This window comes from Sporolactobacillus spathodeae (assembly GCF_016908935.1).
Lineage (GTDB): Bacteria > Bacillota > Bacilli > Bacillales > Sporolactobacillaceae > Sporolactobacillus > Sporolactobacillus spathodeae.
Map to the genome: position 1 here is coordinate 46,054 of NZ_JAFBEV010000010.1, position 21,791 is coordinate 67,844.

The 21,791-nt window shown below is 39.8% G+C and carries 20 protein-coding genes and 1 pseudogene; 8 read left to right on the top strand and 13 right to left on the bottom strand.

Translation table 11 applies throughout. From position 1 onward, the window contains the following. Positions 1-62: 62 nt before the first annotated feature. Both xerS and JOC27_RS06835 read right to left on the bottom strand, forming a co-directional pair. Positions 63-1,169 carry a tyrosine recombinase XerS gene (gene xerS, locus JOC27_RS06830; RefSeq protein WP_205006337.1) on the bottom strand — a complete coding sequence of 369 codons (1,107 nt, stop codon included), beginning with the start codon at positions 1,167-1,169 and terminating at the stop codon, positions 63-65. Between the two features lie 228 nt (positions 1,170-1,397). Continuing rightward, complete coding sequence (locus JOC27_RS06835) at positions 1,398-2,048, bottom strand: peroxiredoxin-like family protein (protein ID WP_205006339.1); 651 nt, start codon at positions 2,046-2,048, stop codon at positions 1,398-1,400. Between the two features lie 145 nt (positions 2,049-2,193). Between JOC27_RS06835 and JOC27_RS06840 the strand changes: the two genes are divergently transcribed. Continuing rightward, entirely contained in the window at positions 2,194-2,625 is a 432-nt protein-coding gene (locus tag JOC27_RS06840) for an SRPBCC family protein (RefSeq protein ID WP_205006341.1), read from the top strand. Positions 2,626-3,218: 593 nt separating this feature from the next. Here JOC27_RS06840 and JOC27_RS06845 read toward each other — a convergent pair. From JOC27_RS06845 to JOC27_RS06875, 7 genes are all read right to left on the bottom strand, one after another. After that, a complete protein-coding gene (locus JOC27_RS06845) occupies positions 3,219-4,727 on the bottom strand; it encodes a hypothetical protein (RefSeq protein WP_205006343.1) in 1,509 nt (502 codons plus the stop codon). Between the two features lie 17 nt (positions 4,728-4,744). Next, entirely contained in the window at positions 4,745-5,737 is a 993-nt protein-coding gene (locus tag JOC27_RS06850) for an ATP-binding protein (RefSeq protein WP_205006345.1), read from the bottom strand. Positions 5,738-5,755: 18 nt separating this feature from the next. After that, complete coding sequence (locus tag JOC27_RS06855; RefSeq protein WP_205006347.1) at positions 5,756-7,729, bottom strand: hypothetical protein; 1,974 nt, start codon at positions 7,727-7,729, stop codon at positions 5,756-5,758. Then, complete coding sequence (locus tag JOC27_RS06860) at positions 7,719-8,309, bottom strand: TnsA endonuclease N-terminal domain-containing protein (protein ID WP_205006349.1); 591 nt, start codon at positions 8,307-8,309, stop codon at positions 7,719-7,721. Before JOC27_RS06860 ends, JOC27_RS06855 begins: the two co-directional genes overlap by 11 nt. Positions 8,310-8,622: 313 nt before the next feature. After that, the gene (locus tag JOC27_RS06865) at positions 8,623-10,740 is read right to left on the bottom strand and encodes a heavy metal translocating P-type ATPase (RefSeq protein ID WP_239529994.1); all 2,118 of its coding nucleotides are present in this window, start codon (positions 10,738-10,740) and stop codon (positions 8,623-8,625) included. A gap of 81 nt (positions 10,741-10,821) precedes the next feature. Then, complete coding sequence (locus JOC27_RS06870) at positions 10,822-11,181, bottom strand: ArsR/SmtB family transcription factor (RefSeq protein ID WP_338062784.1); 360 nt, start codon at positions 11,179-11,181, stop codon at positions 10,822-10,824. Between the two features lie 101 nt (positions 11,182-11,282). Continuing rightward, on the bottom strand, positions 11,283-11,639 hold the full coding sequence (locus JOC27_RS06875) for a zinc ribbon domain-containing protein (RefSeq protein ID WP_205006353.1): 357 nt from the start codon (positions 11,637-11,639) through the stop codon (positions 11,283-11,285). 337 nt (positions 11,640-11,976) lie between these two features. Between JOC27_RS06875 and JOC27_RS06880 the strand changes: the two are divergent. The 7 genes and pseudogenes from JOC27_RS06880 to JOC27_RS06910 form a co-directional block, all read left to right on the top strand. Further along, positions 11,977-12,208: pseudogene (locus JOC27_RS06880) on the top strand (cation efflux transmembrane domain-containing protein); the annotation flags it as partial. Between the two features lie 647 nt (positions 12,209-12,855). After that, on the top strand, positions 12,856-13,197 hold the full coding sequence (locus tag JOC27_RS06885) for an ArsR/SmtB family transcription factor (RefSeq protein ID WP_205006355.1): 342 nt from the start codon (positions 12,856-12,858) through the stop codon (positions 13,195-13,197). Then, entirely contained in the window at positions 13,194-14,255 is a 1,062-nt protein-coding gene (gene arsB / locus JOC27_RS06890; protein WP_205006357.1) for an ACR3 family arsenite efflux transporter, read from the top strand. Before JOC27_RS06885 ends, arsB begins: the two co-directional genes overlap by 4 nt. A 1-nt stretch (position 14,256) precedes the next feature. Further along, a complete protein-coding gene (arsC, locus tag JOC27_RS06895; protein ID WP_205006359.1) occupies positions 14,257-14,685 on the top strand; it encodes an arsenate reductase (thioredoxin) in 429 nt (142 codons plus the stop codon). A gap of 17 nt (positions 14,686-14,702) precedes the next feature. After that, on the top strand, positions 14,703-15,506 hold the full coding sequence (locus tag JOC27_RS06900) for an arsenite methyltransferase (RefSeq protein ID WP_205006360.1): 804 nt from the start codon (positions 14,703-14,705) through the stop codon (positions 15,504-15,506). Between the two features lie 304 nt (positions 15,507-15,810). Next, the gene (locus JOC27_RS06905; protein WP_205006362.1) at positions 15,811-16,695 is read left to right on the top strand and encodes a cation diffusion facilitator family transporter; all 885 of its coding nucleotides are present in this window, start codon (positions 15,811-15,813) and stop codon (positions 16,693-16,695) included. A gap of 76 nt (positions 16,696-16,771) precedes the next feature. After that, positions 16,772-17,323: a class I SAM-dependent methyltransferase gene (locus JOC27_RS06910; protein ID WP_205006365.1), complete on the top strand. Its 552-nt coding sequence runs from the start codon at positions 16,772-16,774 to the stop codon at positions 17,321-17,323. A 177-nt stretch (positions 17,324-17,500) separates the two neighbouring features. On the opposite strand, the gene JOC27_RS06915 is transcribed toward JOC27_RS06910, so the two are convergent. The 4 genes from JOC27_RS06915 to JOC27_RS06930 all read right to left on the bottom strand — a co-directional run bounded on the left by JOC27_RS06915 (position 17,501) and on the right by JOC27_RS06930 (position 21,582). Continuing rightward, positions 17,501-18,148 (bottom strand): 3-oxoacid CoA-transferase subunit B, encoded by a 648-nt coding sequence (locus JOC27_RS06915; protein WP_205006367.1) that lies wholly within the window; start codon positions 18,146-18,148, stop codon positions 17,501-17,503. A 31-nt stretch (positions 18,149-18,179) separates the two neighbouring features. Continuing rightward, entirely contained in the window at positions 18,180-18,872 is a 693-nt protein-coding gene (locus tag JOC27_RS06920) for a CoA transferase subunit A (protein WP_205006368.1), read from the bottom strand. Positions 18,873-18,964: 92 nt separating this feature from the next. Further along, positions 18,965-20,350, bottom strand: coding sequence for a GntP family permease (locus JOC27_RS06925; protein ID WP_205006370.1), 1,386 nt, complete (start codon positions 20,348-20,350; stop codon positions 18,965-18,967). A 53-nt stretch (positions 20,351-20,403) separates the two neighbouring features. Further along, a complete protein-coding gene (locus JOC27_RS06930) occupies positions 20,404-21,582 on the bottom strand; it encodes an acetyl-CoA C-acetyltransferase (protein ID WP_205006373.1) in 1,179 nt (392 codons plus the stop codon). Between the last annotated feature and the right edge of the window lie 209 nt (positions 21,583-21,791).

The window sequence follows — 21,791 nt, forward strand, 5'->3', positions numbered from 1 at the left end:
TTATGTAAACTTATTGAAAGATAGGGCACGGCTAGACAGTTCAGCCGTGTCTTCTTAGTTTTTTAGAGAAGGTCGCCGCCATGTTTCTCTTCATCAAAATGATCATCCATTTGATCAACTGCTTTTTTCAGCTCGTCATTTGTTAAATGCGTATAGATCATCGTTGTTTGAATGGATGAATGGCCAAGTTGACGTCGTAATTTTGGAATATCATTATTTTCCGCTTGGTAGCGTGTGGCAAATGAATGGCGCAGTTTATGGACAGATAAAGATGGTTTACCGAACGCCGTCGCGTATTTTTTGACAAGATTTTCAATTGCGCGTGGGCTGAGACGCCGCGTCGTGTCTCTCGGTCCCATCGCGTCAGAAACAAAAAGTGCCTTGTTCGTCGCAGGAATTTGATATTTTTTGGCGCGAACGGATAAATAATCTTCAAGATCGAGGCTGGCTTGCTCGCTGAAGAAGACATACTGCTCTTTGTTCCCTTTGCGAAGAACGCGCGCCATTCGCTTGCTCAAATCGATATCTGACAAATCAAGACCGACTACTTCAGAAAGTCGCAGCCCGGATCCAAGAATTAACGAAACAATCGCAGTATCTCGGATTGCATTTTGCTCATGAAAATTTAAGAGCTTTTTGTTATTTTTTACAGTTTCACGATAATCATTGGCTACAAACTGCCGGAATTGTTCATATTCATCATTCCAGAGGATTTTCCCGGCCATTTTCTGAGCAACGGTTTCTTGATCCTCTTTAATTTTATTAAAGGCAATCTTAGCCATCACATTGCGAACGATATATGGCTTCAGATCGTCCGTTTCAGCCACATTTTGCAAATAATTGAACAAAGATTTCAAAGAAGACAATTTGCGATTGATTGTAAACTTGTCGTTTTGCAGACGGAATTGTAGATAGGAGAGAAAATTTTCAACCGTCTGAGGGGTAAGCTTTTCTAAGCAATCGAGTGGTATGTCCGTTCGTTTTCCTTGATAGAAGCCTTCACTGAGCAACCAATTAAAGAAAATGAGATAGTCATGGCAATAATTCAGCAGCGATCTTGGTGACATCACACGCATTTTCTTATTGACGTACTCGGTGACATACCATGGGAGTAGTGCTGTTTTTTCATCAATACGATCATAAAGGTGAGGGGTACGTTCATCAGCCATAATAAAGTCTCCAGTCCTTAATTGTCCGTTAAGCAAGTATAAAATTTCAGAAGAATTAAGTATAAGATAAACTAAGTTTCAGCCGTCATTCAAAAGACTTGGCTTCGTCAAGTTTTTCTAAAGAAAATATGTAAATGACAAGTCAATCGTAGCATGCAGGAAAAGAGCAGTCAATATTTTACGCAGTAATGTCAATAAATAATAAAAGCCTCCAATTTAATGGAGACATTATTTGTGCAGATTTTTAATAACCGTTAGTATCTCTGCCGGATCAGTACGTTCTTTATAATCCGAGCTGACATGAGCGAAAGCAATGATTCCATTTTGATCAAGTACATAAGTCGCTGGCTTAGGCAACTCCCATTTTTCATTGCCATTACTTAGTTCGAGATCAAATCCTGACTGTTTATACAATTCGATCAGGTAGTCCTGAAGTTTGAATACCAATTGATATTGATTGGCCACTTTACCATCTTTGTCACTGAGTACGGCAAATTCAAGATTATTCTTTTCCTGTGTGGATAAAGATGCATCAGGTGTTTGAGGACTGATCGCAATCAATTGGGCACCAAGTTCCTGGATCTTGGGAAGGGCGCGTTGATAGGCTCTGAGTTCTAAATTGCAATAGGGACACCATCCGCCACGATAGAAATCGATGATGATCGGTCCCTTGGCAAGTTCCTGTGAAAGAGTGACGCGCTTCCCGGTAGCGTCAAGGAGAGAAAAATCAGGAGCTAAATCGCCAACTTTAAGGCCTTGCGCAACATGGGATTCCTCAAGTTCATAAATGGATTGCGCGTATAGGCGCTGCTTTTCCGGAGATGCTTTTTTCTTAAATGTAGCTTTGTATGCTTCGATATCGTCTATCAATGATGTCATGTTTGACAAACCTCCAAATCCAAAAGGGATATTTCTTTGTTTTTTATTTTATTAAAGCCCCGATAGTTTTGCAAAACATATTGACTCAATATTAAAAAGCTAGATAATAAAAACATGATTCTATTAAATTGTGGAGTGATTTGCTATGGCATTCGCAGAATATTCCGTATTAATCCGGAAACCCGTTCATGATGTTTATGAATTTATATTAAATGGTGAGAATAATAAACTTTGGCGACCATCCGTCACTGCGGTAAGCAAAGTGACAGCGGGGGAGATAAGAGTCGGCACCCAATTTTCGCAAATGATGAAAGGGCCTTTTGGAAAAAGCATCAGTGGTGATTACGAGATAATAAGCAGTGATCTAGATAAAGCAATCGCCTTCAAGGTCATTTCCGGGCCAGCAAGACCTACAGGAAATTACGTTCTTGAAGAGAACGGTGAAGAAACAAAAGTCACATTTACTTTATCCTACACACCAACAGGGTTTGCTAAACTCATGGATCCGATGATTAACAAACAGATGCAGCAAGAGACGGCAATGCTGATCAATATTAAAAATTATTTTGAAAATTAACTTCAAAGAAAGCAGAGAAAAAACGGGATTGAAAAGTGCAATAAAGTTTTACGCAGTGTTCAGAGTCCTTGATCACGTTGACCAGAGAATCTTCTAATGAAAATTGCAAAACGATACATGACATAGAGCTGGTCAATTTGAACCTTTTTATAAAGTGGAGAATCTGTATTTGTTGAACGATAAATAAATCATCGTAAATTTCTATTTTCGTTCCGTCAAACGCTGGGGAAAATGAATTGGTGTTGAAAAACAGATTTTTAGTGGGATTGGATCAATCAAGTAAAAAACAGCCAGTTAGAAGCACCTAACAAAAATATCTTGAGTTTACTTCGTCAAAATTATATTTTACGTAGTAAATATTCGGCAAGAAATTCTTCACCCCATCGTTGCAACCTTTCATTTTGTCTGGCGACACAAACTTGGGGACTGTTTTGACACAAACCTGGGGACTATATAAAAATTTAATGATTTGCGACACAAATCTGGTGACTGTTTGGTAAAATATTCAAGTTATTTTCTTCTAATGCGACACAAACCTGGGGACTGAATTACAATATCTGGTAAATTGTCGACACAAACCTGGGGACTCTCTGTTATTCTTCGGCATAAAGTTTTTGGATCCCCCTTTCTAATGGGTTTATATATCGTTCGTATTCTCTTTTATGATTGTGAATTGGACATGTTTTCGAACTAATATCACTGACATGATATAGCCGTCTTATAAAAACCATTTTCTTTTTTCCCTCTTTTGGGACCAATGCTAAATAAAAAGGTGTACCTCTGTTAATTAGCGGTTTATGGAATAATTCTGTTGAGACTTTATTCTTCCAGTATAAAAATCGTCCGATTAATAAATCGCTTGACATATGAAATAATAACCAGTTCAAAATTTCCTTATCTTCAATTTCTGAAAAATCCTTCAACCTGAAATTATTAAATGTATCATCAATATAAATTGAAATGACACCACCAAAATAAAAAGAAAAGTTATCATGATCGTTATATCTGATTTTCAGAGTCGAACCATTACCCCACCCTGATTCTACTTCCCACAATTCATTAATTTGTTCTGCCTCTTTTCTCCAGAGTAAATAGGCGAATGCGTCCGGGCACACGTCCCCTCCATGTGCTGCATTTTGAAAAATTTTTATACATTTCTTATGATCCTTAAGTAATTTCTTTCTGATAAATCGTGCTACCGACTTGTAGATGGCTTTGGAAAGATCATATACATACTTCTGATGATCATAACTTTTTTGTAATTTTAAATACTTTGCATTGTGCTTTCTGATCTTTTTATCTAAATTAGTAACATTCGATGTGGTAAAGATAAACCCTTTACTTTTCATTTGATTGTTTGATTCTTTATCATCGTTATTGTGAGTATGCTGAAATAATATAAGAGCCTTTCTTAATTCCGAGTGATTTTCATTTTTATCATGATCACTCAAAAAGGGATAATAGAGATAATTATCGTTAATAGTTTCTCTATCAAAATTGATCCAATCAGTATATAAATTTTTACTTGAATAATTATTACTCCAGGTCATAATAAATGTAAATGTGTTGTTTTGGGTTAACGGATGTTTACATTTGCAACAGAATGGATCATTACTTTGGGATAGTTCATAGCGTGTCTTGGCATGACATTGTCTACATGTGTTTTCTAAGCTCACGCCGTGAAAGACACATTTGTCAAAGAGTTTTATTTGATGAAAAAAACTGTGGTATCCTGTTTCGATACAGATAGGACAGAAAGTTAGATTTTCTCTAAAGTACTTCTCTCTGTGAGCTATTGGGTTTAAGATTGGTTGCAGTAGTTGATTAATCATTTTATCGTAGTATTCACATAAATCTAGACCTAAAACTTTTTTGGTTTTCTCACCATCAAAACACGAAAAAGAAATTAGGTTTCGGTAAGACTTTACAGTGGGATTAATGTTTCTTTTTTTTCGTAGATCCTTGTTTGCAAAAAAACGAATAACTTCGATAGTTTCAAGCTTATTTGCATACCGAAATTTTTCAAGTATTCCCCAAATTGATTCATAAGGCTGTATCCATTCATTTTTCCATGTAACACTTGATACATTTTCTTTTTCCATAGCTAAATGTCCTTCCTTCAATTCATTTCTGAATAAGTCTCTGAATTTATATACCCAGAGAATTCAATAGCGTTCTTTATTTCTTCTTTCGTGAGTGCATCAACATTAACTCCATCAAAACCATACTGGGTAAGAATGAACTCTACTGTTGTAGTTAGATATTGCATAGGTATTTCAAATTTACCGGGAATATTTGCTTTACGACGCATCTCTTGAAAGGTCTCATAAACTAAATCAGCATAAGTGGCTAGACGGAATCCTTCAGCATATAATTTTGGAAAGAAAAATTGTGTAAATGAGCAATCGCTCCCTTCCGGATACGATGATTCATCATCATAGCCAACGAGACAAGTTGTGATATCGTCTACTGTGCAAACTCCTTTAAAAGGGTATTCATGCACCATAAACCGTCCGATAATTTGTGCTCGTTTCATAGCAATGAAAGCACTTTTTTGATTTATTAACTCTTTTTGTCCTACAAGGATGACGGTTAATTGGACATTGGCTCGATCAAGTTCATTATGAATATCCATTAACCATTTATAATGCATTTCGTGGAGTTCTTGAGCGTCATCCATTATCACAATTACTCTATTTTCTTTTGAGGAAAGTCCACGCTCGATAAGAAACATGGATAAACGTCCCCGTTTGACATTTGCTTTCCCATTTGCAAAAAATTCGTGTCCTACATCTCTCAACATATCTTCAAAGAAGACTGATTCATTTGGGGTTTTGTAGTGGCGACAATTTATTATAAAAATTGGTAAATCTTCGCCATATTCTTCGGGTAGTTGACTCAATAAAAATTTTAAAGCCCTTGTTTTTCCTATCCTTGGACGCCCATAAATGATGCCTCCGGGCGTTCGACAATCAATCCATCTTGATATCGTATTGTACAAGTTACTAATTTCATTTGTTGCTAGAAGATATCTTCCCGTATAAACCGGGTGTGACTTAGGTGGTATAAAAGGTCTGTTAGCAGGTGTTTGATGATTTCCTTGCCTTAACATACTGCCACCTCCTCCATATCAATAAGTTATCGTCTTTTTAAATATTCTTTTGATCGGATTTTGTGACTTTCTAGAATCATTCATATTCTCTTTACCCTTACTTTCAGCTTTTTTATTCGTTAATTCTTCATCAACATACTGTGTTTTAGTTTTATTACCTTTTTTGGAACTCTCTTGATTTCTTTCTTTATTAAGCATTGACAAGCTGTTTCTAGTCTTTTTACTTTTTCTTGATTTATCAGCTAAATATTTATAGAACACATCAATTGGATCTTCGTTGTTGGTAAAATGAATTAATTTTTTGTTCTTTAGTTGATTAATTGCTTTACGAACTTTGAGCGAATGTTTCTGAATAGACCACTTACCTGTAGCATATAAGTAACCCAAGGAACTACCATCTGGTAAGAATGCTTGAATGACACGTAAATCGTCTATATTTATTAATAGTGTCAATTTAGTTCCGATTAGTTGAGGACTTCGTTCAATAATTTCATTACGGTAGATAACGTTTTCATACTGAATGTGAGGTCGTCTACCAGATGAAACATTTCCAGATATTTTTCTAACATCTTTCTTCGAGAAAAATATTACATTATTTCTTTCGTTTTCAGTCAGTTTTCTCAATATTGATCCGTTGCTCAAATTTACTTTTAAGGCTTCAAGCGGAGACAGATTATTTAACCCCGAATGCGGTGTTCCATTGTAAGTTGCAATTATTAACTCTGTTAGTTCTTCAATCTCTTGCTCTGTTATTTCATACTTGATTGCATTTTTTTCTGCATCAATTCTTTTTGGATCTTGCGGATTACTTCCTGTTGTATTTGGTAACCTATGATAAAAGTTTTCTTCCAGTGTACCAAAAAAGCGTTCAATAATAGCTCTTCGTTCTGGTGTATCTACAGGTCCAGCATTAATTGAGCATTTAACAATGTGCTCTAGTCTATCCTGAACAATGGCTGCTAAATTTGATTTACCATTATCAAACAAAAATTCATCCCATAAAGCCCATTGAGTGTCCTCTATCGCTTGGGAATGAAATCCCCCATTGTCAGGATACCTAAAACCAGGAATAGTGAAATTAAAAAGCTCCTTAGGCACAACTGCATTCCTGATACACTTTAATACGTCCGCAGATGAATATTCGGTATTTAAGCAGATATGATATCCGAGGACAAGCCGAGTAGCTTCGTCAATAATAGTCAATAGCCAGATTCGATTCATGATATCAGTTACTTCATGACCGTCAGGTGTTTTAAACTTGATAGCAAGAAGCAAATCAATTCGATGTCCATCAAATTGTACACGTTGGAAGGGCTCAGTTATTGCAGGCGTGTTTTTCTCACCTATCCCAGTATGAATTGCTGTCTTAAATGCCGCTTTGCTCTGTCGTTTTGCTGCTTTAGCAAAATGATTAAGATCGACCCTTTTTAAATATCGCTCAAGCGATCTTTTGGCACGATCTTTTGTAGTAAATGGATATTCATTAAAATTAATTTTTTCCGCTTTACACGCTTCAATAAATTTTCGATGAATATTCTTTTTGCGTATTATTGGCTCATGGAGTGCTTTATTCCCTTGTTTTAAGTATAAATTATCAATCGTATCTTTTATTTTGGGGTATTCTTCGAGCAAAAGTGTAAATGCTCCTGTAGCCTTTTTCATATGGTCCGAGGGAAGCTCTTCACGTGTATATGTTTTTATATTCTTATAAGGAATTAATGCTCGATAACCAAAGACATTGCCATATTCATCAAGCGTGAGGCAGCGATCAATGAAATTGTATAGGTCTTTCTTTTTCATTCCTGTTTGTCTTTCAATTTCTGGTATGGATAGGAGCGTATTAAAGTATAAATCGATACCTTTTTTTCTTTGTAGAAAGATAGGACGATCACTCTCATTTAAGTTAGTAATTTCGATTACTGACCAGTTTGCCGTGTATAGTTGCTCATCCGTCAGATGAGTATATTGACTGATCTTATGTCTATGCACCATCTATCCATACCTCCATTTTTCTGTTAATTGTCTGGATAGCAATATTTGACTGTACCTTTCCCGAATAAATCAAATACATGAGAGCAACCATAATGTCATCTTGAGATTCATTTTTCAAATGAAAAATCTGTTCTAATGTTCTTCTTTCGCCTTTAATTGCTTGGATAATGTCTAGTGTCAGTGCGTTCAGATCAGCAGGATTAAATTGCCTGACAAAAGAAATTATTTTACGGTAATTATTCAGCAGAATACGACTTTCTCTGATTTTATCCTCTGAAATAACAAAATGACTCATGTTATTTCGTTTCGCCCACTTTTTCTGAATCTCTATTTGTCTCATTGTTTGTAAATATTTAGGATGTTCTTCTAATAAGAAATTCAAATATTTAATTTCAATAATTGCTTCCTCTTTATTTTCATATAGAACCCACATATCAGGAATTGAATGGAATTGTTCACCATGAATTGTCTCTTCAATGATTAATGGTTGTTCGCAGAACCGTATAATCTTTGGGTCGCATTCAACTGAAAGCCAATGGTCATATTCTAGATCACTGAACAATTCAATTGTTCGTTTCATTTTATGACTATATCCTGTCCAATAATTATTGCCGTATTTCGAACTTCTTTTCATATGAATCGGATTATTATACACAGGAGTCACCTAGGCAGAGAAATTTTATTTTGTAAGTATTCTTCAACGCAGTTTAAGAGTCCTTTATACAGCAACACTTCGTATTAGGTACTTTATATATTACTGATTTAATTTGACTTATTAGACTCAATAAAGAAAAAGCTAGTTAAGTTATTCCATAATTAAGTAATAACTAAACCAGCTTTGTATATCTTTTCATCAAAGTGCAACTTACAGGATATAGTAGCACATTTTAGCACTACTCGTTCTTTATTCTCAAAACACGCATTGCGTTGAGCACTGCTAACAGGGTTACACCGACATCTGAAAATACGGCTTCCCACATCGTTGCAAACCCAACTGCACCAAGAATAAGGAAAATTCCTTTTACTCCCATGGCAAAGATAATATTTTGCCATACAATACGACGCGTACGTTTCGCGATATTGATTGCTGTTGCAATTTTTGAAGGTTCGTCTGTCATGATCACAACATCCGCTGCTTCAATCGCTGCATCGGATCCTAACCCTCCCATGGCTATACCTACATCCGCTCTAGCTAGTACAGGCGTATCGTTAATGCCATCTCCGACAAAAATAAGCTTTTCCTTTGCTGTTTTTTGCTGATCGATTTTTTCTATTTCATCTACTTTCTGGTCAGGCAATAGTTCTGCATGTATTTCATCCAGTCCTAGCTTGCGACCAACTGCTTCACCTACAGATTTTGCGTCACCCGTCAACATTACTGTTTTCTTAATTCCTAATTCTTTTAGCTTTTGAATCGCACGAGCTGAATCTTCTTTAACTTCATCGGAGATAACGATGTATCCTCCATATTGCTTATCGATCGCAACATGTACTAGGGTACCGACCACGTCTTTCTGTTCAAATGCAATGTGTTCTTTATTCATGAGTTTGGCATTACCGGCTAGAATCTCTTTTCCATTGACGGTTACTTGAATGCCATGCCCTGATATTTCGTTGTAGTTCTGAATGCGGCTTTCATCGATTTCTTGACCATAAGCCTTTCGGATTGACAGAGCAATCGGGTGATTAGAATGGACTTCTGCAAAAGCGGCATACTCTAATAGTTCCTCTGACGTAAGATTATTCTTCGGCTGGATACTTGTCACATCAAAAACACCTTTGGTCAATGTTCCAGTCTTATCGAAAACGACGTACTTGACAGCATTCAAAGCTTCAAGATAATTGCTCCCTTTAACGAGAATGCCGCTTTTAGATGCTCCCCCAATACCTCCAAAGAAGCCCAAAGGTATGGAAACAACCAAGGCACAGGGACAAGAGATCACTAAGAACACAAGTGCACGGTAAATCCACTCAGAAAAGGTTGCCCCTTGGATCACCAAAGGTGGAATAAAAGCTAAAGCCGCAGCTGCAATGACGACAACAGGTGTGTAATAACGAGCAAATTTCGTAATAAAATTTTCTGTAGGTGCTTTTTTGCTGCTGGCATTTTGAACTAAGTCCAAGATTTTGGCGACGGTGGATTCACCGTAGACTTTGGTTACCTCGACCGTTAAGAGACCATTTTTATTAATGAATCCACCGAGTACATCACTGCCCGCTTCAATTTCCCTTGGAACCGATTCTCCCGTCAAGGCTGATGTATCGACCATTGATTGACCCTCGATAACTTTTCCATCAAGAGGTACTTTTTCTCCTGGTTTTATGATAATGACATCACCAATGCTAATATCTTCTGGTGCAACTTTTTTAATGTCATTGCCCACTTTTAGATTGGCATAATCCGGACGAATGTCCATCAGTGCACTAATTGATTTACGGGAACGATTGACCGCAATCTCCTGAAACAATTCTCCGATTTGATAAAACAGCATAACAGCTACGCCCTCAGGAAACTGTCTGACCGCAAAAGCTCCAAGAGTTGCGATTGTCATTAAGAAATTTTCATCAAATACTTGTCCTTTAAGGATATTTCTAAATGCCCGATAAACGATGTCGCCACCGATGATGGCATAAGCAATCACAAATAGCGATACGTCCAAAATGAAAGGAAGGGGTGAAAAGGCTGCGATAGCTGTCAATGCCCCACTCACTGCTAAACGAATGATCAATTGTTGTGTCTTGCTGCCCTTGTGGTCGTGACCGTGATCGTGTTCATTTCCTTTGTTCTCAGATTTTAAGGAAACACTGACCTCTGGTTCAACGTGTGCCACTGTTTTTTTGATGTCATCGATCAATTTATCTGTTTTTACATCACCTGTCAGCTCGACAAACAATTTTTGTGTCGCAAAGTCAACCGTTGAAGCCTTTATCCCATTAATTTTCCCGACTGCTCTTTCAATTTTTTTAGCACAACTTGCACAATCGATGCCCTCTAAATATATTGGATCCATCACTGTCTTTTTCTCAGTCTTTATTCTCTTTTTGTTAATATTAGCTTCTGGTGTACTCAATTGGATTCCTCCTCCCATTTTTCATTCTTTGATGTGATCATAAGCTTGAACCAAAATCTGCATGACATGCTGATCAGACAATGAATAATAAACCACTTTTCCTTCTCTCCGGTTCTTCACCAATTTTGCCTGTTTAAGAACACGTAGTTGATGAGAAACGGCTGACTGTGTCATATCCAGCAAATAAGCCAGATCACAGACACACATTTCGGATTGATACAAGGCACGTAACAAGCGAATTCTTGTACGATCACCAAATAGTTTAAACAGATCAGCAACATTATCCATGTCTTCATCGTTTGACATGGCTTCACTTACTGTTTGAACGACGTCTGTATGAATAACGGTTTGTTCACAAGTTTCTACATCAACATCTGAAATTTTCTTCGTTTGAACCACAAAAGCACCACCTTAATTAAATATATGAGCATATGTTCAAATGAACGGCACAACATTATCTTATTCTCTGTATATATAAATTGTTAACCGATTTTTGTCCCACATTCCTGACAAAATTTTGCACCGTTTTTAATAGGTGCCTTACAATTCGGACAAATTGCTATTGATTGCAGGTTATTCCCACACTCATTACAGAATTTGGCAGTAGCACTGTTAGAAATCCCACACTTTTGACAGACGATTCCACGCGAATTATTTTGGAAATCATTGTATCTGTCATTTTGATATGGTGGATAATCATTATAATAATCGTTACGACGATGGTCATGTTCTTCATTATGATGCTTTTCACCATGGTGACCATACCTACGACGATCGTGGTTTTTTTCGTGATGATGATCGTCACGATCTCCAAACAAACGCTCAAAAAAATCTGACATGTTCAAGCCCTCCTAGTGTATTCAACTTTGTTAAGACTTGTTTTAATCTTTAATGAATGATACATATGAATGATTGTTCATATGTTCAATTAAATTATATCTCATTTGTTTGAGATGTCAATTTCTATTGATCATTTCTTGTCAGATTAAGAAAATGCTCATTTTTCCAGTTTATTAAAAGTCTAAGATTAAGTCAGAACATCGATATCCTGTTATCTTTGTGCAACATTTTTTCGTAACCATTAATTTTATACAATCATCAAAAATGTTTGCTGTAGACACACACGGGTTCGAGTTGCTAAGAAGAACTGAATGGATGGGAATGAAGGTGCCAAACATGATACAAGACAAATATATGAACTTAAGACGTGGGGAGAGGAGCCATCATCAGCATTATTGCGTACGTCTGCTTATCAAGTTTTAAATTATTTATAGGTTTTTCAGCTGGATCACAAGCACTTAAAGCAGATGGGTTAAATAATACAACTGATATTGTTGCTTCCCTTGCCGTACTCATTGGTTTGAGATTATCTCAGCGTCCTGCTGACAGTGATCATCTCTATAGTCACCACTGCAGGTCGAGTCCCCAGGTTTGTGTCGCGTGCTGGTCGAGTCCCCACATTTGTGTCGCAAAATTTGAATATAAAAAACGACACAAATGTGGGGACTGTGCTGTTAAATAGGCATTTTTTTAGTCCCCAAGTTTGTGTCGCAAGACACATTTTGCATCATAAAATTAGGTGCTTTCGATAATATTCCTTCATCAAGATTTTGAATCGCAGCTTTAACTTCGTGTTCTTAATTGGATACATTTAATGTTTTATTCTCAGTTATTAAACCTTTTTAAAACGTAATTATATAGATCAAGAGCCGACTTTTTTAAGTCGGCTCTTGATCTATTTTTTACTTTCCAATAACACGACTCCTGCGCTCCATTAAAATAACGTCATGCCACGTACCATCAGGCATTTGAGCAATCTTTTCTCTGTACCCGATTTTCCTAAATCCACACTTTACATGCAATGCTAAACTTGCTTTTTTCTGTTTCAAGGTGTCAGCAAACATATTTTGGGTCAGAAAGTAACATTAAAATAAAACAACAAAGCTTATTTTTTTAAAAATAACTTTATGCCTCCCTTCTTTTGCTGGCAATTTATTTGATTTAAATATAAGCCAATGATAATATAATTGTAAAGATATATAAGAAGGAGCTTATATGAATAATAAAAATTTGGATGCTATGTCTTTTCTTCTGAAACTGATTAGTGATAAGACAAGGCTTCGCATGCTGGCCTATCTCAAGAATGGTGAAATGTGCGTTTGTGAATTCGTGGACTTATTCACTTTGACCCAGCCTGCAATTAGTCAGCATTTGAAGAAATTACGTACAGCAGGTGTGGTTCAGGAACGGAAACAAGGAACTTGGGTTTATTATCGCTTAAGCCCAGATTTGCCAAACTATATCTCACAGATTCTTGAGAACCTTCCCTCCCTGAAAGCAAAGTCCTGTGACTGTCAAACCCGTGAAGATCTTATACAATTGGAGTCATTAAAATGAAAAAGTTGTCTTTTCTTGATCGTTATTTAACGCTGTGGATATTTATGGCAATGACTATTGGCATTCTAATGGGTCGATTGATCCCTTCTTTCGTTCAAGCGATGAATACGCTCCAGGTTGGCACAACATCCATTCCGATCGCAATTGGCTTAATCATTATGCTGTATCCCCCATTAGCGAAGGTCCGTTATGAAGAACTCGGGAAAGTATTCAAGGATGTGAAAGTTCTCAGCTTATCGCTCGTCCAAAATTGGTTGATCGGTCCGGTATTCATGTTTGCCCTTGCTGTTATTTTCCTGCATGGCTATCCAGCTTATATGACAGGTTTGATAATGATTGGCTTGGCACGTTGCATCGCGATGGTGATTATCTGGAATGATTTGGCACAAGGAAACCGCGAATACACGGCTGGACTGGTCGCTTTTAACTCGATTTTTCAAATTCTGTTTTATTCTGTTTTTGCATATTTCTTCGTGACTGTGCTTCCGGGATGGCTCGGTTTAGAAGGACTTCAGATCCATGTCACGATGATTGAAATTGCACAAAGCGTTTTCATTTACTTAGGAATACCTTTTTTGGCAGGCATCCTGACGCGTTTAATCTTGGTTTCTGTAAAGGGAAAAGAATGGTATGAAAATGCCTTTTGTCCGCTGATTAGTCCCCTTGCCTTAGTCGCGCTTCTTTTCACAATTATTGTGATGTTTTCAATCAAAGGCGAAATGATTATCCAGTTACCTCTTGATGTAGTCCGAGTAGCCATACCGCTCATGATTTATTTCGTCATCATGTTTTTCGCCTCCTTTTTTCTCTCAAGGAGAATTGGCGCAGATTATGGTAAAACATCGGCTCTGAGCTTTACGGCAGCCAGCAATAATTTTGAACTTGCGATCGCAACAGCTGTAGGGCTATTCGGTATTCAATCTGGAGAAGCTTTCGCTGCTGTCATTGGTCCACTCGTGGAAGTTCCAGTCATGATTGGCTTGGTAAATGTCGCACTATTTTTCAGAAAAAAATTCAGCTTTAAAGCCCCTACCACAAACGTGAAGGATGGAATTTAATATGGATAAAAAAATCATTTATTTTCTCTGCACAGGAAATTCTTGTCGGAGTCAAATGGCTGAAGGCTTTGGAAAAAAGTATTTAGGAGACACATATGATTTCCGTTCAGCAGGCATTGAAGCTCATGGATTAAACCCAAACGCAGTTAAAGCCATGAAAGAAGTAGGGGTCGATATTTCACAACATAAATCTAAACTTATTGATATGGATTTATTGAAGCAGGCTTACCTCGTCGTCACCCTTTGTGGGGATGCTGAAGAACGATGCCCGATGACTCCCCAACAGGTTAGACGGGAACATTGGGGCTTCGATGATCCTGCAAAGGCTCAAGGTACCGAAGCTGAAAAATGGGCGGTGTTCCAGCGTGTCCGTGATGGTATTGAAAAGCGAATAAAACAGTTTGCAACAGAAGAACAATTGATTAAATAAAAAAGGAGTTGGTCAATATGTCAATTTCGAATGACAAAATTCGGCAAAACGTTCGGAACCGGTACAAGAAGATTGCTCTTCAGGATGTCTCTACCCCATCCTGTGGCTGTTCCTCTGAAGTGGGATGCTGCGATACGCAAGCTGATCGTAACAGTGTTTCCGAACAACTGGGCTACTCTGCTGAAGAATTAAATGCGGTACCTGAAGGAGCAAATTTAGGGTTAGGGTGCGGCAATCCACAGGCCATCGCCTCTTTAAAGCCTGGTGAGCATGTGCTGGATCTTGGAAGTGGTGGCGGATTTGATTGCTTCCTTGCCGCTCGTCAGGTGGGCGAAACAGGTCAGGCTATTGGTGTTGATATGACGCCCGAAATGGTCAGCCGGTCACGGCAAAACGCTGTTAATGGGCACATCACCAATGTTGATTTTCGTTTGGGAGAAATTGAACATTTGCCTGTGGCCGACCAGTCTATCGATGTCATTCTGTCAAATTGCGTGATCAATCTTTCACCGGATAAACCTCAAGTATTTAAAGAGGCTTTTCGTGTACTTAAGAAAGGCGGGCGACTGGCGATTTCAGATGTTGTGCTTACTGCTGAATTACCTGCCGATATAAAAAATGACCTAGATGTTTCCTACTCAGGCTGTATTTCAGGAGCTTCCTCAATCCCTGATCTTCAAAACATGTTGGAACAAAATGGATTTTCACAAATTGAGATTAGACCCAAAGACGAATCCAAGGCATTCATCAAAGAATGGATTCCAGGAGCAACTATCGAAAACTATATTGTATCGTCAACGATTCAAGCCGTTAAACCTTAATATAGTGAATAAATAAGCCGACTTAAAAAAGTCGGCCATTTTTTTCCAATAACGCGACTCCTGCGTTCCATTAAAACAACGTTAAGTGAAGGTCGAAAAATGTTGCGCGCTGATTCAAGAAGAAAATACTTTACCACCCTCCTTGCATTCACTGCTGATGAAAATACGGATAAACCCGTAAAAGTTCTCTTTGTGAAACACTTTTTCATTTTAACTGATTTTATGTAAACGCAAACAAAGATTGCTGTAGACACACACACATTTGGGTTGCTATGATGTTATGAATGAAAGAAGGTGCTTGCTCATGATCCAAGAAAAATATATGAATCTAAAACGTGGCGAACGAGGGGCAATCGTCAGCATTATTGCCTATCTCTGTTTATCTAGCCTAAAACTCTATATTGGTTTCTTGACTGGTTCACAAGCACTTAAAGCAGATGGTTTAAACAACACTACTGATATAATCGCCTCACTTGCTGTGCTCATCGGCTTGAGAGTATCCCAACGTCCGCCTGACAGTGATCATCTTTATGGTCACTGGAAGAGCGAAACTATAGCTTCTCTGGTCGCTTCCTTTATCATGATGGCTGTTGGCTTACAAGTTATGTTCGATGGTGTTACATCTATTTTTAAAGGTAATGAAGAAACACCTGATTTGATTGCTGCATGGACTGGACTGGTTTGTGCCGCTATCATGTTCTTGATCTACAGCTACAACAAAAACCTGGCAGAAAGAACCAAAAGTTTGTCTGTCATGGCCGCAGCAAAAGATAATCTTTCAGATGCTTGGGTCGGTATCGGTACTTCAGTCGGTATATTTGGCTCCCAGTTAAATCTTCCCTGGCTTGACACATTAGCCGCCATATTCGTGGGCTTTCTTATCTGCAAAACAGCATGGGATATTTTCCGCGAATCCTCGTATAACTTGTCCGATGGATTTGATGAAAATAAAATAAAGGATTTTCAAGAAACGGTCTTGTCTATTAATGGCGTTGAAAGTGTTCAGAAACTAAAGGCAAGAAATTATGGAAACAACGTCGTTGTTGATCTCGTTATAATTGTGGATCCTTATTCTGCACTGAAAGATGCACATGATATCTCGACTCAAGTTGAGCAAGCACTTATCACAAAACATAGGATTTATGAAGTTAATGTTCACTTCGAACCAAAATCAAATGTGCCTGAATAAGCCAAATGAATTTGTGATAGATAAGGCAAAATTTCATGAAAAGAGCAGATAAAAAATGAAATATAGAGAGTCTGGAATGCCTGATGAACAGTTATGGACCACCTTTTATAGCCCAGAACAGATTCTCGCGCAGTTAGACGTAAATCAAAATGTCCATTCATTAGTCGATTTGGGTTGTGGCTATGGCACTTTTTTACTCCCTGCAGCCCGTTTAATTCGTGGAATGGCTATTGGCATCGATATTGAACCACTAATGATTGAGCGATGTAAACAAAAGGCACAAGCACAGCATTTGAAAAATATCACTCTGCTGTGCGTGGATATTTCAACATCAAGTACAAAAATATTGGATGATTATAAGGGAACGATTAATTATATTACGCTCTTCAATATTTTGCATTGTGAGCAACCAATCCCTTTACTGAAAAACGCTTATAAACTTTTAAATAATAAAGGTAAAGTAGGCGTTATTCATTGGAAACAGGAGAAAACACCAAGAGGACCTTCAATGGCGATTAGACCGACACCTGAGACAATATGTGCGTGGGCAGAAAGAGTGGGCTTGCATTTTGTCAAATACATTGAGCTACCACCCTATCATTTTGGATTATTGTTTGAAAAGCTTTAAAGATTATTATCCTTTCTCGTTCGACACCTACCTTCCTTTGCTAACGAAGAAAAATACAGTAAAAAAGAGCGAAGGCGTCTCGCACCTTCGCTCTTTTTTTTGTGCAAATTTTAGATACTTTCTTATCTTGGAGCAAAACACGGCAGCTTTGCTGCCGTGTGGGGAGAATTCTCGCGCTTAAGCTTCCTGAAGTGCCGGCGCAATGGTAAAATCCGCCTCTGTTTTTTTTCTGACATCCTGTAATGTGCTTCCAGGTTGCAGCTCGGTCAATTGGAGCTGTCCGTCTTTCAATTGAAAGACAGCCAAATCGGTAATTAGACAATCAACAACCGCTTTTCCAGTTAAAGGGAGCGTGCATGCTTTCCTGATTTTTGGATCCCCTCTTTTTGTGACGTGATCCATGATCACAACGGTCCGTTTTGCGCCTTGGACGAGATCCATCGCACCCCCCATCCCCTTAACCATTTTGCCTGGAATCATCCAATTGGCGAGATCGCCTGTCTCAGAAACTTCCATGCCGCCTAGGATGGCTAGATCGATATGCCCGCCGCGGATCATCGCGAAGGATTCAGCACTATCGAAATATGCAGCACCTGGAATTTCACTGACTGTTTCTTTGCCTGCATTAATTAAATCCGGATCAATGGCATTTTCATTCGGATACGGTCCAATGCCGAGCAGTCCGTTTTCAGATTGCAGCATCACGCCGAAATCGGATGGAATGCGATCGGCTATCAATGTCGGCATGCCGATGCCAAGATTGACATACATGCCCGCTTGAATCTCACTTAAAGCACGACTAAGAATCCGTTCACGTCCTTCCATAGCCTCTTCCCCCTCTCTTCTTATGATAGAACTATCGGGCCACGGTCCGTCGCTCTATCCGCTTCTCATAGCCAGCGCCTACGAAAATACTTTGAACGAAAACAGATGGCGTATGGATTTGGTCTGGATCAAGCGCGCCTGTATGAACCAGACTTTCCACTTCCGCAAATGTCTTTCGTCCAGCTGCCGCGGCGAGTGGATTGAAGTTGCGTGCTGTTTTCCGATAAACGAGATTGCCGATCGGATCAGCCGCCCACGCTTTGACCAATGCATAGTCAGCAGTAATACTTTTTTCCATTATATAGGTGCGACCGTTGAACACGCGCTCCTCTTTACCTTCAGCAATTGGTGTGCCGACGCCGGTTGCGGTATAAAAAGCGGGAATTCCTGCGCCCCCAGCCCTGAGACGTTCCGCAAGCGTTCCCTGCGGAACGAGTTCGACTTCCAATTCACCGCTTAGAAATTGTTGCTCAAATCGTTTATTCTCCCCGACATAAGATGCAACCATTTTCGTGATTTGTTTATTTTCGAGTAGGAGACCGAGTCCCCAATCATCGACACCGCAATTATTGCTAATCACTGTTAAATCACGGACGCCGCTCTCGCGTAGACCAAGTATCAATTTTTCAGGAATGCCGCAAAGACCGAATCCGCCGACAATCAGACTGGCACCATCATGAATTTGCTCGATCATTGAATCAATTGTTGGCGTGACTTTATTCAACGAATGCTTCCCCTTTCTATTTGAAAAGTTCTGTGAAACGCTGGGTTCCCCTTTGCTTCCTATATCTCCAAAGCAAAGCCAATAGTAAAGGATTAGAAGAAGAATGAACTAACCCCGGCGATGAGAAAAACTGTCGCAGTCTTGATCACGGTAATCGCGAAAATATCCTTATAAGATTGACGATGGGTCAGTCCAGTAATCGCAAGCAATGTGATAACAGCACCATTATGTGGTAATGTGTCCATACCGCCGGATGCCATTGATGCGATTCGGTGCAGTAATTCTGGGCTGATACCAAGTGTGTGCGCCGCGTGAAGATAAGACTTGCTCATGATTTCAAGCGCGATTGAAAGTCCCCCTGAAGCCGATCCAGTAATACCGGAAAGCACATTGACAGATACAGCTTCGGAAAGCAGTGGATTGCTGCTGGCATTCAATACGTGATGCTGAATGGCGGTGAACCCAGGTAATGTTTTAATGACATTGCCGAAGCCGACTTCAGAGGCTGTATTGAAAATAGCCAGTAGTGCGCCAGATGCGGCAATTGTCAATGTCGTCGTTAATTTGACGCTTACCTGCCGAAAATTTAGCAGTAAGGCGGTCAGTATGCCAAGGCTCAAAGCTGCAATCAGTGACCATGAAGAGACAACAGTTGCTGGATCGGCAATCAGAAACACTTTTTTCAGCATCTCTGGATTATACCAATGGCTTGCAGCTATACCGCTGCGGCTGAATAGGAAATTACTGATAATCACGAGGATGAGTGGCAGAACGGCAAGCCAGAATTTCGGAAGTTTGGCTTCTGGATTGATTTCAGGTTCATTTTTATGTCCCGTGCCGTACCCCTCGCTTGCTCGGGCCGCTTTTCGTCGGGCACGTTCCAACCAGAGCATCCCCATGCTGAAAACGATGACTGATCCGATGATGCCGACGAGTGGTGCCGCATATGCATCGGTGCCAAAATAATTTGTCGGAATGATGTTCTGAATCTGCGGTGTACCAGGTAGTGCGTCCATCGTGAAAGTAAACGCGCCGAGTGCAATCGTTCCCGGAATTAGTCGCTTTGGAATATCGGCTTCTTTAAAAATAGCTGCTGCAAACGGATAGACGGCAAATGCGACAACAAACAACGATACCCCACCGTAAGTGAGCAAGGCACAGGCGAGCACAACGGACAAAATTGCATGTTTTGATCCCATTTTTCCAACGATTGAATGCGCGATTGATGCTGCAGCGCCGTTCATTTCCATGATTTTGCCGAAAATAGCGCCAAGCAGGAATATTGGAAAAAAGTTTTTTACATAATTACCGGCATTGGTCATGAAGATTTCCGTATACGTGGGCAATAAATGACCACCAGAAAGCAAAACAGCTAAGAGAGCCATAATTGGCGCGAGAATGATCACCGGATAACCGCGGTAAGCCAGAAACATCAGTAAGCCGAGTGCAATTAAAATCGCTAGAATTTGAAAAAACATCTATCATCTCCCCAATCTTATAAAATAAGAGCGCTTACATTTAATCGTGTTGTTTAACTTTGCTCAACAATCATTGCTGTTCCTTGACCGCCGCCAACACATAACGCGGCCGCTCCACGGCTGGCCCCGGTCCTTCTCATGCTGTAGAGAAGTGTCACTAAAATCCGTGCACCGGAAGCGCCGACAGGATGGCCAAGCGCAATCGCGCCACCTTGGCAATTAACCTTATCCGGGTCAAGTTCCAACTGATCCAAAACAACGAGTGACTGAGCGGCAAAAGCTTCATTGATTTCAAATAGATCAATGTCGCGGGGGCTAAGTCCTTGCTTGGTCAAAGCTTTGCGCATGGCTGGGACGGGTCCATAGCCCATAATTGCTGGGTCAACACCAACATTGGCGTATGAGCGTATCGCAGCAAGAATCGGCAGGCCAAGTTCCTCTGCTTTGCGGCGGGAAGCAACGACCAGCATCGCCGCGCCATCGTTGATACCTGATGCATTACCAACAGTGACTGTGCCATTGTCTTTAAATGCGGGACGCAGCTTGCCAAGCGTCGCCAACGACAGCCCGGCCCGTGGATGTTCATCGATGCGCACCCACTTTTTTTGCTTTTTCTCAGGCACTTCCACCGGAACAATTTCTGCGTCAAACCAGCCGTTTCTTTGCGCGGCTTCCGTTTTTTGCTGACTGTTCAACGCGAAAGCATCCTGTCTTTCCCGACTGATTGTCCACCGTTCCGCCATGTTTTCCGCAGTTATTCCCATATGGTACTGATGAAAAGCATCGGTCAATGCATCCTTAACCATTGAATCCTCGATCGCTCCATCGCCCATCCGTCCCCCCCAACGGTACTTGTCAAGAAGATACGGCGCGCGGCTCATACTCTCCGTGCCGCCAGCGAGCACAAGTTCCGCTTCTCCTGTTTCCACAGCCTGTGCAGCGAGAATGACAGCGCGCAGACCGGATCCGCAGAGCATATTAATACTAAGCGCGGGTGCGGTTGTGGAGACGCCTGATTGTAGCGATACTTGTCTGGCGATATTTTGACCTAGGCCTGCGGAAAGAATGTTGCCGATAATCGTTTCCTCAATCTGCTCACTTTTGATTCCGGCACGCTTAATCGCTTCCTTTGCCGCGCATGTTCCAAGCGTCACAGCTGAAAGCTTCGATAAAGCACCGCCAAACGAGCCGATCGGTGTTCGGGCCGCACTCACGATAACTGCTTCTTGCATGCTACTTCACCCCTTTCACTCAAAAATGGTAGGCAAACAATGATTGATGTTGTGTCAACATAATTTATGGCGGTTATATGACAAATATGTGTATTTTGTTTGTCTGTTCTATTGAATTGGGCATATACTTAATTCTGTTGGAGGTCTAGAACACATAAATGTAACCGATTACATTGGCTTGTCAAAACTTTTAAATGGGTGGAGGTTCT